Below are 12657 nucleotides of genomic sequence, written 5' to 3'. Positions count from 1 at the left end.
AAAACTACCAAAGATCATTATCAGCTTAATAAGTGTTCCTTTTTATTTATCGGAAACTGTATATTTTACTTTATCAGTTACATTTATCTATGTTGCAATTAATAAGGCAGGAAAAACGATAGGTTTTGCATCAGGCAAAAGCAGTGATGACGAAAATTTTAATGGCGAATTATACTCCCTTTATTTATTGCAGGAATGTAGGGGATTAGGTATAGGAAGAGAGCTGGTTTCAGCTATTGCTAAGCATTTTAGAGCAAAGGGCATTACTTCTATGATGGTATGGGTAATGAAACAAAATAAATCTGGACTTGGTTTCTATGAACGTATGGGTGGAAAGGAATATCTTCGCAGAAAGAGTGAGTTTGGAGAAGTGGTAGTAGATGATGTTGCCTATGGCTGGGAAGATGTATCGGTATTATGTCTAGAAGAAAAGTAGAACGATAACTTGTTAACTTATTTACGAACCGATTAGAAATATATTGGTTCTTCAAAACAAAATTACTAGAGTCGAGCATTGGATTTCGTTAAAAAATCAAGCCCTCTCACTAAGCTATAAGCTATGAACATCTAAAAAATGCATTACTAAAGTAACTTCTCAAAAGAAACTTCAGTAATGCATTTCGTGTGGAATTCTACTCAGCAAATAATTTTAAATTGCTAATATCCTTTTCTGAAAGAGATTGTTGTAGAACATTATTTACCTCATTCATTATCTCATTTATATGCTTTTGACCACTAGGAGTCAGTACAGCATAAACACTACGTTTATCCTCAGCATAGCTAGCTCGTTCCACTGGTTTAAGATGGTGTTGTTCAAGCCTTGAGACCAAGCGTGATAAAGCACTTTGGCTGAGACCAATCATGTTCTGAAGCTGTGATAGTCGGAGTTGCTTTTCGCTATTTTCATTCAGAAACATCATAAAATAAAATTCACTCAAACCCAAATGGTATTTTTGTTGCAGAAAATAGTCTAATGAATGTGTAATTCTTTTATGGAATTTTGAAAAGTTTACCCACGTATGGATTAATTGTTGCGGTTGATTCATTGCCATCACCTTTCAATGATATATCCCAATTATAGCATTACCCGTTATCGAATTCCTCTGCTATATTGAAATGGCGGATTTACCTTCCGTGTTACTTCTTTAATGGCATGTAAACTCCAGTATGGATCATTCAACATACCTCTAGCAACTGCAATTAGATCGGCATCCTTATTAGATAAGGTTGCCTCGGCTACTTTGGGACTATCCAACATGCCAACAGCTATGACAGGGGTTCCGAGCTTTTCTTTGAAAGCTCGTGCAAAAGGAACTTGATAACCAGGATAATTACCAGGTTTTAAAGTACCCGGCGTGCCTTCTCCTCCTGATGAAACATGAAAAATATCTACGCCAGCTGATTTGTATTTTTCAGCCATACGAAGGGAATGTTCTAACTCGTAGCCACCGTCTATATACTCAATAGCAGAAATTCGCATTATTAATGGCATACCCTCTGGCATGACAGATTTCACGGAGCGAATCACTTCTACACCAAATTTTGAGAGATCTTCACCATATTCATCGTTTCGATTATTAATACTTGGAGACATAAACTGATGCAGAAGATAACCATGTGCTCCATGAAGTTCTATCGTGTCAAAGCCCGCTTCGACTGCTCTTCTGGCAGCTTGTTTAAACTGCTCAATTATTTGTTTAATTTCCTGAATCGTTAAAGCGCGAGGTTGTTTAAGTCCGCCATATTTGGTTTCTTCGGGCAAGGCTTCACCTTGAAGAATAGAAGGTCCAACAGGCTGGATTGCATCTTCCGCTTTTCGACCTGCATGTGCTATTTGTATACCGATTTTTGAACCATATTTATGAACCTCGTTTACAATACGCTTATAGGCAGGAACTTGACGATCATCCCATAAACCTAAGTCTTGATTCGTAATTCTTCCATCAGGGGTTACACTTGTCATTTCCACGATAATTAATCCTGTACCGCCAACAGCTCTAGATGTATAGTGAACAAAATGCCAATCGTTCGGTATTCCATCTTCCTTATCTACAGAGTATTGGCACATTGGTGCCATTACAATACGGTTTTTAAGTTGTAAATCTTTAATTTTAAAAGATGAATCAATTGTTTTCATAATAGTATCATTCCCTTCAAAAAAATAATGCATGCGCATGCATTTATGTTAGAATAGAACAATTATGATACAAATGCAACCGAAAAGGAACGAGAATTATAAGGTAGCGGTTTTTGAAAATAAACCTACAGAAATAGTTGAACTTAAACGGAGTCTAGGTTTTTAACGAACAGATTTGTTTGACAACAGAATCTAGTTAGTTCTATAATTCAACTATTCAATAAAATACTTGAATAGTTGGTGGTTAAAAAATGATCAATGAAAGAGTTTTAAAAGATTTATTATTTCAGGAGTTTGCAAGAATAGGTAAAAGTCTTTCAAGCCCAAAGCGCTTGGAAATTCTCTATATTTTATCTCAAGGTCCAAAGTCAGTGGAAGCATTATCGAAAATAACGACGATGTCTGTGGCGAATGTATCTCAACATTTACAAACTCTGTCTAATTCAAGGATGGTAAAGTTTCAAAAGAAAGGGAACTATGTGATTTACGAATTGGCAAATTCAGCCATTTCGGACTTTTTGAGCTCCTTACGCGTATTGTCAGAAAAACAGTATATAGAGGTACAACAAATAAAGAAGGAATTCTTAAATGCCAATCTTGATATGGATGGTGTTTCCCTTTCGGAACTTCAAAACAAGATGGAAAAAGGCGAGGTTTTATTGTTAGATGTCAGACCGAAAGAAGAATATGAAACTGCTCATATTCCAGGTGCTGTTTCGATGCCGATTGAGGAATTAAGTGAGAAACTTTCTTCTTTGCCAACAGACCGTGATGTTGTTGCCTATTGCAGAGGTCCATACTGCTTAATATCGGCAAAAGCGGTAGAGCTTTTAAAGGAAAAAGGTGTTCCTGCTTACCGTTTAGAGAGTGGTGTTCAGGATTGGAATCAATTTCAAAAACATGTAAATTAAACGAAGCATATTGGCTTGTAGAATAAACTTAAGAGATAAATTTGGGGGAGGAAGGTGTTAACGATGTCTAGTGATGAGTTGGCACAAAGTTATATTGATAACCCGGAGAAACAGAAAAAATTATATAAACGTACGTTACTTATCGTCGTTATTTCTCAGATGTTTGGTGGAGCGGGATTAGCCGCTGGAATAACAGTTGGAGCATTGATTGCTGAACAAATGCTAGGCACAAACGCATTTGCAGGTCTTCCAGCTGCTTTACTTACGCTAGGGTCGGCAGGCGCTGCATTAACAGTTGGAAGACTTTCCAACCGTTTTGGACGACGCATTGGTCTTGCAGCAGGCTTTATAACAGGTGGACTTGGGGCAGTAGGCGTTATCTTTGCTGCTGTTTTAAACAGTGTGTTTTTATTATTCATTTCCCTATTCGTTTATGGTGCAGGTACTGCAACCAATTTACAAGCTCGTTATGCTGGTACAGACTTAGCGACTGACAAACAGCGAGCTACTGCGGTAAGTATAGCAATGGTTTCGACTACATTTGGTGCAGTTGCTGGTCCCAATTTAGTAGAAATTATGGGAAATGTTGCACGTTCGATTGGCGTACCAGAATTAGCTGGTCCTTTTATTTTATCTGCAGCAGCATTTATAGTAGCTGGTATTATATTATTTGCCTTATTACGTCCTGACCCATTCATTATTGCTTCAAAAATAAATACGAGTAAACAACATGCAGAACCTAATAAAACACCTATGAAGAATCAAAACAATAAAAAAGGGATTGCAGTTGGTGCTATCACGATGGTACTTACTCAAATTGTCATGCTTGCTATTATGACCATGACTCCAATTCATATGGGACATCATGGCCATAGTTTAAGTGCAATTGGACTTGTCATCGGCTTTCATGTAGGTGCCATGTATCTTCCGTCACTCTTTACAGGAATTCTTGTTGACAAGATTGGTCGAATTGCTATGGTGATAGCTTCTGGTATTACATTGCTCGCCTCGGGTGTCGTAGCAGCACTTGCACCGGGAGATTCTGTCTTTCTTCTGGTTGTTGCACTTTCTTTACTCGGACTAGGATGGAATTTTGGTTTAATAAGTGGTACAGCTTTAATTGTTGATTCAACAGAACCTTTAACACGTGCGAAGACCCAAGGGACGGTAGATGTTTTTATTGCGTTAGCAGGTGCAACAGGTGGTGTCATGTCCGGAATGGTTGTTGCTGGTTCCAGTTACGAAATGCTGTCACTTGCCGGAGGGATTTTGTCATTAATCCTGATTCCAGTTGTAATTTGGTCTCGTAAAAGTAAAGACCTCCATTCCCCTGATGTGCAAAAGAGTGAAGGATTCTAAAAAATACCTGTTACAGGGAACATAGATTTTTTAAATAAAAAATTAATTGGAATTCGGGCTGGATTCGATAGGATCCAGTCCTTCATCTAGGAAATCCTGAACATACGTTAGAAATTTTTTAGTTGCTGGAGAAAGATTTTTCTTAGAATTAACAGCGATGCCTAGTGATCGGAAATTTAACCCCTTTAGTTCTTTTTTATGGATATGACGTTGTTGTCCCTTGAGAACTAACTCTGGAAGTATACTAATACCTAGACCGCTCTCAACCATAGCCATAATCGCATAGTCATCTCCAGCAATGAATTTAATGTTTGGTTTAAATGGAGCCTTTCTTAAAACCCGATTGATATCATCATCAGAACCTTGTCGGGGCATAATAAAGGGCTCCTTTTCGATTTGATTTAAATGAATAACATCATGCAAACCTAGATGGTGTTCAGGAGGCAGTATGACTAGCATTTTATCTTTGTGCAAAGGGATGACATCAAACTTATTCCGTGTTGGTGCTGAGATAAAACCACAGTCTATCACCCCGTTCAATATCCACTCTTCAATTTCACGATAATCTCCCTCAACTAACTTAATCTCAATACTTGGGAAATCCTGCTGGAATTTTTTAATGATGCTTGGCAGCCAATGAACAGAAACACTTGTAAAGGTTCCAATTCGGACTATACCTAACTCCACCCCGTGGACAGCGGCAATTTGCTGTTCCAAATACTCATTCCATTTTAGAATTTCGCGTATCGTTGTGATGACTTGTTCACCATTTTTCGTTAATTTTGCTCCTGTACGACCACGCACAATTAATTCAAATCCAAATTCTTCTTCAAGGCTATTGATTGTATGACTGATGCCAGATTGGGTATATCCCATTGTGTCTGCCGCTTTGGTTAGACTCTTTTGCTCTAATACTTCCATTAATACTTTATATTTGCTAATGCTCATCACAAATCCCTCCTTTACATTAGTTTTTCTCATATTAAGTATAAGAAATATTCGTTTTACTTGTGTTTTGTAGCTTAGTATACTGGATTTAGGCAAAGGAGGGAACCCAAATGAAGGTATATCTTGCTGATTTACTCATGTTAGTTGTGACACTTTTCTGGGGAGCTTCATATCTTTTCATGGACATGGGGCTACATTCAATATCTGAATTCAATTTAATTGCATTGCGGTTTGGTCTCGCTTTTATTATCGTCCTACCAATTCTATTCCGTCGTTTACGGATAATAGATTTCAATACGTTAAAATATAGTTTTGTATTAGGCTTTATCTTATTCTTCATTTTCACTTTAATTACATTTGGCTTAAAGACTACAACCACTTCAAATGCAGGGTTTTTAATTAGTTTAACAGTTGTTTTTGTTCCATTGATCAACACCTTTATATTAAAAAAGAAAATGGAATCAAAAATTATTTTAAGTATTGTGCTTTCAATAATAGGTATTGGTTTTCTAACTATCCAATTGCCATTCCATATAAATCTAGGGGATTTATTCTGTGTGCTGGCAGCAGTTTTATACGCGTCACATATTATTATAGTCAGCTTCGCAGTTAAAAAGGTTAATCCACTAAATCTTGGCATGCTTCAGTTGGGTTTTGCAGGTTTAATTGGTCTAGTATTTTCTTTGATCTTTGAAACACCTACATTGCCCAGTACTGCAAAGGGGTGGACTGCAATCCTTGCACTTAGCATTTTATGCAGTGCTTTAGGTTTTATCTTGCAGATAATTGCTCAGAGGTATACTTCACCTACTAGAACTGGTCTCATATTCTCATTGGAACCTGTTTTTGCAGCATTATTCGGGTATCTATTTATCCATGAAGTTATGACTTCAGGGCAGTTATTTGGAGCATTTCTCGTTTTATTCAGCATAATCTTTATGACTGTAGGAAAAAATATTCGCCTGTTTAACTTTAAAAGGGTGCAATATAAAAAGTAATACAAAGCTATTTTTGATCACAAGTATTTTTTGGGAGGGATGAATTTATGATTTTAGTTACAGGAGCAACAGGACAAATTGGCAGGCTTGTGGTGGAACAGCTTTTAAACATGGAAGTTCCAGTCCGAGCCTTTGTGCGAAATGGAGATGCATTTAAAGATTTTCATCATGCATCACTAGAGGTAGCTGTAGGAACATTCGAAGATGAGAAATCACTTGAAAAGGCGGTTGAAGGGGTAGACCGTCTTTTATTAGTTGCACGAGATAATCCCAATCAAGTGATCCAGCATGAAAACGTCATAAAAGTAGCGGAACGAAAAGGTGTGAAGCACATCGTAAAACTATCAGCGTTAGGAGTCTCTAAAGGTTCACCGATTTCGTTAATGCGTTGGCATGCTGAAACAGAAGAACAGTTGAGAAATTCTAAAATGGACTGGACATTCCTTCATCCGCAATTATATATGCAAAATTTATTACGTTTTGGTGATTCGGTTGCAGGAAAGGGAAGCTTTTCAGCTCCTATGGGTTCAAGTGAATTTGCTTTGGTTGATATTCGTGATATCGCAGAAGCAGCAGCAAAGGTTTTAAGTGATGAGGATGGCCATGCTAGCAAAATATATACACTAACAGGACCTACTGCAGTTTCTTATAAGGAAATTGCCAAACATTTATCAACTATCCTTGGTCAATCCATACATTATAATGCAGTGACACAAAAACAATTCTATGAAACACTTTTGGAAAACGGAACTCCGCCTTGGAGAGCGTATGACCTTGCATATATTACCGAAGCATATCCTGAGGATAAGAATAGGCTGATTACAAACGATATAAATACATTGCTAAACAGGTCAGCACGTAGCATTCAAACCTTTCTTACTGATCATCAGGAAAACTTTCGAAGTGAGAAGTAGTTCATTTAGTAGGTAGAGCGAATATAGAAAACAAAGACATGAAAGTGGTTCAGAAGGAGCGGTATTGATAGTTAAATTTGAATTGGAATTATGGATAGTGTTTACTGTACTGGATTATACTATCTCCCCTTCACTAACTCGATGTTCTTCTTTATAATAAAGGGTAGAACGTGAAAGAAAAGATGACCATGTGGAAGGTACTTTTCAATTTTATAGAAATTAGTGTATACTATTCTAATCATTGAGTTGTATAAATAGTGCAACCCAAAAAGAGATGTTTGCTGTATGGTACATCTCTTTTTAGGTTGCACAGCGAGTGTCCAATAAGAATAAAACTGGATCTTGTAAAATGACGACTCAATCAGTTTGATAATAAGTGTTTAAACATGTTATAAGTTTAAAGGAAGCAAGGTTGCTTTTTCATTTTGGCAGATAGGAAGAAAGTATAAAACATCCCTATCTGCATAAGTGCAACGATGGCATTCACCTAAAAGCTTGATGAATACCAAGTTTGCTAAGGCTAATCGTTTGGCCTGGGAACTATAATGAGAGGATTTGAATTTGAGTTATGATAGATAATTTTTGGCGTGAATTACCACGACCGTTTTTTATATTGGCACCAATGGAAGATGTAACAGATGTTGTATTTCGACATGTCGTAAGTGAAGCTGGTAGACCGGATGTGTTTTTTACAGAGTTTACAAACTCGGAGAGCTATTGTCACCCAGACGGGAAACAGAGTGTTCGTGGACGTTTGACTTTTACAGAGGATGAACAACCGCTTGTAGCCCATATATGGGGCGATAAGCCAGAATACTTTAGGCAAATGAGTATTGGTATGGCGGAAGAAGGGTTTAAAGGTATCGATCTCAATATGGGCTGTCCTGTACCCAATGTGGCAGGGAAAGGGAAGGGATGTGGCCTCATTCGTCGTCCGGAAGTTGCAGCAGAGCTAATACAAGCAGCAAAAGCTGGAGGATTACCCGTAAGTGTGAAGACAAGGCTTGGTTACACGAAAGTAGACGAATGGCGCGATTGGCTTACACATATATTGAAACAAGACATTGCTAATCTTTCCATCCATCTGCGTACGAAAAAGGAAATGAGCAAAGTAGATGCGCATTGGGAATTAATTCCGGAGATTAAGAAACTTCGTGATGAAGTGGCTCCAGATACACTTTTGACGATCAATGGAGATATTCCTGACCGTCAAATTGGCTTGGAGCTTGCCGAGAAATATGGTGTTGATGGGGTTATGATTGGCCGTGGTATTTTCAAAAATCCATTTGCCTTTGAAAAGGAGCCGAAAGAACATAGTAGTAAAGAATTGCTCGATCTCTTAAGGCTGCATCTGGATTTCTTTGATAAATATTCAGCAGTGGAACCACGTGCGTTTAAGCCTCTGCGTCGCTTCTTCAAAATATATGTCCGTGGGATTCGGGGAGCAGGTGAGTTGAGAAATCAATTGATGAGCACAGAATCAACAGATGAAGTGCGCGCATTGCTCGATAACTTTGAGGAACATAGTACTGAAGGTACGGAGGAACAGTAGAAGTTTCCCGCTTTAAGAAAAAAGTGAAGTAGGACGTTAAACGAATGTTGCCCTACAGCTGAAATTTATATAAGCAGTCAATTGGCAGGTGTGAATGTGGTTTGATCCGAGTTCATTCCTGCCAATTTGTACATTAGTCTTATGTTGTTGTGGGGGTTTATTCCGCTGTACAAAGGTTTTCGTATGCTTCCTAAATAAAATTACATAAATTAATTATTAATCCATAAAATAAGCCTGAAAGTTAGGAGGGATTTTGTGGATTATATAGAATATCGGGATGAAATTTATGTGAAGACAGAAGAATTTAATGAGCTTATATCGGCCTATTGGCATGATTATTCTAATTTTGGTACATGGCAGTTCTGGGTGACGTTGCTGCTTTTTATTCTTCCATTGGTTCTGCTTTTCTTTGTAGTTGATCGAGTTAGAATTTTTGAGGTGTTTTTCTTTGGTTTTATGGTACATATTTTATGGACTTACGCCAGTATAATTCTTGAAAGATATAATTTCATGTTTCATACATTCTTTCTCGCACCTGCACTGCCATATTCTTTAAATATAACAGTATCCATTCTTCCTGTTGGTTTTTTACTTCTATATCAGTATACAACAAAGCATAAGAAGAACTTTTACATTTATGCTATTTTGTTAAGTGCTGTATTTGCATTTGGCTTTGCAACACTGGAAATATGGATGGGCATATTGGAGCTTCATAAGGGTACAAATAATTTCCATATATTCCTTGTTGATCTTGCAGTAGTCTTTATATCCTACTGGTTTACATTGTTTGTAAAGAAATTAAAAAGATAATAGTGTAAAAAAAAGTAATATTCCTTTTAGTGGCTTTGGGATATACTTACAAATAATACAATTCAAGTGACATTATAAGTGAAGAATAAAATGCAAAAAGTCGTCTGATATATATTTGGATGGCTTTTTTTATTACTAATGACAAGGTTCAATTTAAATCATCTTCCCGGACTAAAAAAGAAAACAAATGGTGAACATTTCCATCCTAAAGTGAGGGGTGTCACTTTAGGATGGGGAAATTTAGATGGTGCTTTTCATTAAAGGCTGCCGTTGTATACCTGTCCACGACCGTTCACATCAATGATTTTCAGAAGGTTGTCGTGTTTTATGAAAATGGTTTTAAAGTGCTTTTTCCCGTCGGCGTCAACTAAGAACATGATGCGGTTTCCTTGATTGTCAGTAACCGGATGAAAAGTCAAACCTTCTGTATTTACCTGATCGATAATGGTATTGTACTCTTCAAGTGAAGTTACATTAACTGATTCATTCGAATAATTACTGTTATCAAAAGAGAGTTTCTGTCCAGTTTCTTCCTGCTTTTCTTCTATAGTATTTTTAATATCTTGTCCTGCAATTTTTCCTGTTGCTGCATCAATGTTAAATTCATACGCATTAGCGCTGCTTTCGATTTGAACTTCATAATAATTTTCATCCTCTTCGAAGGAAAGTTCTACTTCCTGTACGAATCCTTCCACTTTTTCGAATGCTGTCTGGATGGCTTGTTCTGCGGTAAATGCTTGATTATCCACGATGTTATTGTCATCCGATGCCCCCACGATTGCGGCGCTACCCAAAATGCTTGTTACTGCTACTGTTCCAATCAAAAGATTTCTTTTCAAATTTCTCCCTCCTTTATTTGCCTTTGTCATTCATAATAACTTTTAAAAATAAGACAATAGTGATAAGAAAATTAGAATTTGATTAGAATTGAAAAGAAACTAAGAATGTACTTAAATAAAGAGAGCAAGAGTTAAAAATTAGATTATTAAATGGTAGAATTTTTTTACTGAAGTAATTATTTCTAAACCAGTAAATTTGAAATCTAGGCATTATGTTATTATTTGGGTAAATTAATGGGCAGATTTATTCATCTTCTTTATTTTTGTTTTATATATAGAATAACGGGTAGAAGTTCTATGAAGAAAAAAAATAAAGGAGGAGATCGATTGAGAAAAGTGAAACAAGCTGTTGTAACTTCTGCATTAGGGATAGCCGTGTTAGCGACGCCATTAGCTCTACCGACTTTAGGAGGTTCTACGGGTTCCGCAGAGGCAGCAGAGGTTGGCGGAGAAGTAACGGTTGACCCTGTGGCTATTGGTGAAGCAATTGCCGATGCTAAGAAATCAGCTGACAATCGAAGTGGCTTTGTCAAGGGAGCAAGAGAAAAAGCGTTCTATGAAGCAGATCAGCAATATAATGTAATGGTGATGAACTTGAGTCAAGGTTATAATGCCAATCAATTACAAGGCGTACAATACTTTGATACGGTAGATTACGATGGCATTACATTCGGAGTCTGGGTGTTTGAAGAAGGAACATTTGTTAACGAAGGTGATGGAGGATATGATAATTGGGCCTTCAGAGGATGGTTTGAACGAACTGGAGACGACGAGAAGACGGTCAATTTTCATAGACCTTAATTACAGATAGAGATGAACACGGGGAGTAGAGTCGGGAAAATGCAGGTTTACAACATTAAGAAAATCCATAGATAAAAAGCCAGATTTCTTGTACTGAGAAATTTGGCTTTTGTTAAGTCTTTAATAAATTGAAAATCAATATTATGTTATTATGGAGCTGCACTTATTAAACAAAAAAAGAAGGGAATGCAGAATGGAATTCAATCTTGGTGATTTTGCTATTGTTTTACCCCCTTTACACATCACTATTATAGCAATAATTATTATTCTCTTTTTACTAAGGTGGAGCAAGCAATTAGAAACAAGGCGTTTTACGATCTTCTTTTATTTTCTGGTTAGCGCTTACATTGCTCCAATTTATTCTCGCAGTACAGAAGAAGGTGTTTTTGAGCTGTGGATTCCCTTGGGATTTATAGTCATTTTCTTTTACTTGTTTCGCAATAAAAGAAACCATCCATCTAAAATGAAGGCAAGTCTTTTAGGGCTTTCCATAGCATTATATCAGTTAATTCTTCAATATTTCGGGTAGTTTTTAGTATTCTACTAACAAGTAACAATTACATAGATCAATTATGTGAATTTGGAGTGAGATTAAGAAGCTACAATTAAAATGACAGCCATTATGTTATTTTCTTTTATACATACTAAAAGGCAGCGTTAAAAAAATAATAAAATGGAAAGGGGTCTTGAGGTTGGCAATTATCTCTGAAAGACTGGTATTTCGTCCCTATAATGATGGTGATTTTGAATTTCTTATGTCCTTGCTATCGGATCCTGAAGTAGTCAGATACATTGGGAACGGAAAGACGAGGGATAGAAACGATGGTAAGGACTTTTTGAATAGGATATATAGAATATATGAATTTAGTGAAGAAATGGGTTTAATGGTTTTAGTTAATAAAGAAGATAATACTTTAATTGGACACGCGGGTTTAGTTCCACAAACAATTGATGGTAATAAAGAAATTGAAATAGGTTATTGGATATCTCGTAAATATTGGGGAAAAGGGTACGCAACAGAATCAGCTAAGGCATTACTGAAATATGGAAATAAACAATTTGATAGAAAACGATTTATTGCATTGATTCAACCTAATAATTTTTCTTCACAAAAAGTAGCAGGCAAAATAGGAATGGAATTAGATAAAAAAATTATATTAGGCGGGAAAGATGTATATGTATATGCCACTAAATAGACAATGTTTTTTACTATTCAATGCAATGCTGTAATAACAGTATTGCATCTTGTTAAACCGTATAATGAGAAAGGAGATGGAAGAACTACTCAATCCTTTTTCAAGACTCTGTAAAAATTACTTCCTATTAATGTTAGGGATTTTTATACTGCTAAAAAGTGCAATATCAATCTGTAAGAAGAAATCCACTCA

The 12657-nt window shown here is 36.6% G+C and carries 14 protein-coding genes; 10 read left to right on the top strand and 4 right to left on the bottom strand.

What is annotated here, in order from left to right; translation table 11 throughout:
* A partial coding sequence (locus F1560_RS00715) for a GNAT family N-acetyltransferase (RefSeq protein WP_149472760.1) occupies positions 1-436 on the top strand: 436 nt, incomplete at its 5' end.
* 196 nt (positions 437-632) lie between these two features.
* On the opposite strand, the gene F1560_RS00710 is transcribed toward F1560_RS00715, so the two are convergent.
* Entirely contained in the window at positions 633-1046 is a 414-nt protein-coding gene (locus F1560_RS00710; RefSeq protein WP_187773589.1) for a MarR family winged helix-turn-helix transcriptional regulator, read from the bottom strand.
* A gap of 44 nt (positions 1047-1090) precedes the next feature.
* Complete coding sequence (locus F1560_RS00705; RefSeq protein WP_149472758.1) at positions 1091-2137, bottom strand: NADH:flavin oxidoreductase/NADH oxidase; 1047 nt, start codon at positions 2135-2137, stop codon at positions 1091-1093.
* 254 nt (positions 2138-2391) lie between these two features.
* On the opposite strand from F1560_RS00705, the gene F1560_RS00700 reads away from it, so the two are divergent.
* On the top strand, positions 2392-3048 hold the full coding sequence (locus F1560_RS00700; RefSeq protein WP_149472769.1) for an ArsR/SmtB family transcription factor: 657 nt from the start codon (positions 2392-2394) through the stop codon (positions 3046-3048).
* A 63-nt stretch (positions 3049-3111) separates the two neighbouring features.
* Positions 3112-4407, top strand: coding sequence for an MFS transporter (locus F1560_RS00695; protein ID WP_149472757.1), 1296 nt, complete (start codon positions 3112-3114; stop codon positions 4405-4407).
* Positions 4408-4449: 42 nt separating this feature from the next.
* Here F1560_RS00695 and F1560_RS00690 read toward each other — a convergent pair whose 3' ends face one another.
* Positions 4450-5355, bottom strand: coding sequence for a LysR family transcriptional regulator (locus tag F1560_RS00690; protein WP_149472756.1), 906 nt, complete (start codon positions 5353-5355; stop codon positions 4450-4452).
* A 110-nt stretch (positions 5356-5465) separates the two neighbouring features.
* On the opposite strand from F1560_RS00690, the gene F1560_RS00685 reads away from it, so the two are divergent.
* From F1560_RS00685 to F1560_RS00670, 4 genes are all read left to right on the top strand, one after another.
* A complete protein-coding gene (locus F1560_RS00685) occupies positions 5466-6353 on the top strand; it encodes a DMT family transporter (RefSeq protein WP_149472755.1) in 888 nt (295 codons plus the stop codon).
* A gap of 47 nt (positions 6354-6400) precedes the next feature.
* A complete protein-coding gene (locus F1560_RS00680; RefSeq protein ID WP_149472754.1) occupies positions 6401-7267 on the top strand; it encodes an SDR family oxidoreductase in 867 nt (288 codons plus the stop codon).
* A gap of 568 nt (positions 7268-7835) precedes the next feature.
* Positions 7836-8819: a tRNA dihydrouridine synthase gene (locus tag F1560_RS00675; RefSeq protein ID WP_149472753.1), complete on the top strand. Its 984-nt coding sequence runs from the start codon at positions 7836-7838 to the stop codon at positions 8817-8819.
* Positions 8820-9074: 255 nt separating this feature from the next.
* Complete coding sequence (locus F1560_RS00670) at positions 9075-9629, top strand: hypothetical protein (protein ID WP_149472752.1); 555 nt, start codon at positions 9075-9077, stop codon at positions 9627-9629.
* Between the two features lie 257 nt (positions 9630-9886).
* Here the strand turns inward: F1560_RS00670 and F1560_RS00665 are convergent, their stop codons facing one another.
* Positions 9887-10468 (bottom strand): PepSY domain-containing protein, encoded by a 582-nt coding sequence (locus F1560_RS00665; RefSeq protein WP_149472751.1) that lies wholly within the window; start codon positions 10466-10468, stop codon positions 9887-9889.
* 327 nt (positions 10469-10795) lie between these two features.
* Between F1560_RS00665 and F1560_RS00660 the strand changes: the two genes are divergently transcribed.
* From F1560_RS00660 to F1560_RS00650, 3 genes are all read left to right on the top strand, one after another.
* The gene (locus F1560_RS00660; protein ID WP_149472750.1) at positions 10796-11269 is read left to right on the top strand and encodes a stress protein; all 474 of its coding nucleotides are present in this window, start codon (positions 10796-10798) and stop codon (positions 11267-11269) included.
* Positions 11270-11462: 193 nt separating this feature from the next.
* Complete coding sequence (locus tag F1560_RS00655; RefSeq protein ID WP_149472749.1) at positions 11463-11798, top strand: hypothetical protein; 336 nt, start codon at positions 11463-11465, stop codon at positions 11796-11798.
* A 163-nt stretch (positions 11799-11961) separates the two neighbouring features.
* A complete protein-coding gene (locus F1560_RS00650) occupies positions 11962-12465 on the top strand; it encodes a GNAT family N-acetyltransferase (RefSeq protein WP_149472748.1) in 504 nt (167 codons plus the stop codon).
* The last annotated feature ends 192 nt before the right edge of the window (positions 12466-12657 follow it).

Origin of the sequence: Oceanobacillus polygoni (genome assembly GCF_008304605.1) — a bacterium.
Classification (GTDB): domain Bacteria; phylum Bacillota; class Bacilli; order Bacillales; family Amphibacillaceae; genus Oceanobacillus; species Oceanobacillus polygoni.
This window is presented reverse-complemented; position numbering and strand designations above follow the sequence as displayed.

Coding starts and splice junctions, on each gene's coding strand:
- F1560_RS00710 (WP_187773589.1), bottom strand. CDS start 1,046: ATGAATCAACCGCAACAATTAATCCATACGTGGGTAAACTTTTCAAAA.
- F1560_RS00705 (WP_149472758.1), bottom strand. CDS start 2,137: ATGAAAACAATTGATTCATCTTTTAAAATTAAAGATTTACAACTTAAA.
- F1560_RS00695 (WP_149472757.1), top strand. CDS start 3,112: ATGTCTAGTGATGAGTTGGCACAAAGTTATATTGATAACCCGGAGAAA.
- F1560_RS00690 (WP_149472756.1), bottom strand. CDS start 5,355: ATGAGCATTAGCAAATATAAAGTATTAATGGAAGTATTAGAGCAAAAG.
- F1560_RS00685 (WP_149472755.1), top strand. CDS start 5,466: ATGAAGGTATATCTTGCTGATTTACTCATGTTAGTTGTGACACTTTTC.
- F1560_RS00680 (WP_149472754.1), top strand. CDS start 6,401: ATGATTTTAGTTACAGGAGCAACAGGACAAATTGGCAGGCTTGTGGTG.
- F1560_RS00675 (WP_149472753.1), top strand. CDS start 7,836: ATGATAGATAATTTTTGGCGTGAATTACCACGACCGTTTTTTATATTG.
- F1560_RS00655 (WP_149472749.1), top strand. CDS start 11,463: ATGGAATTCAATCTTGGTGATTTTGCTATTGTTTTACCCCCTTTACAC.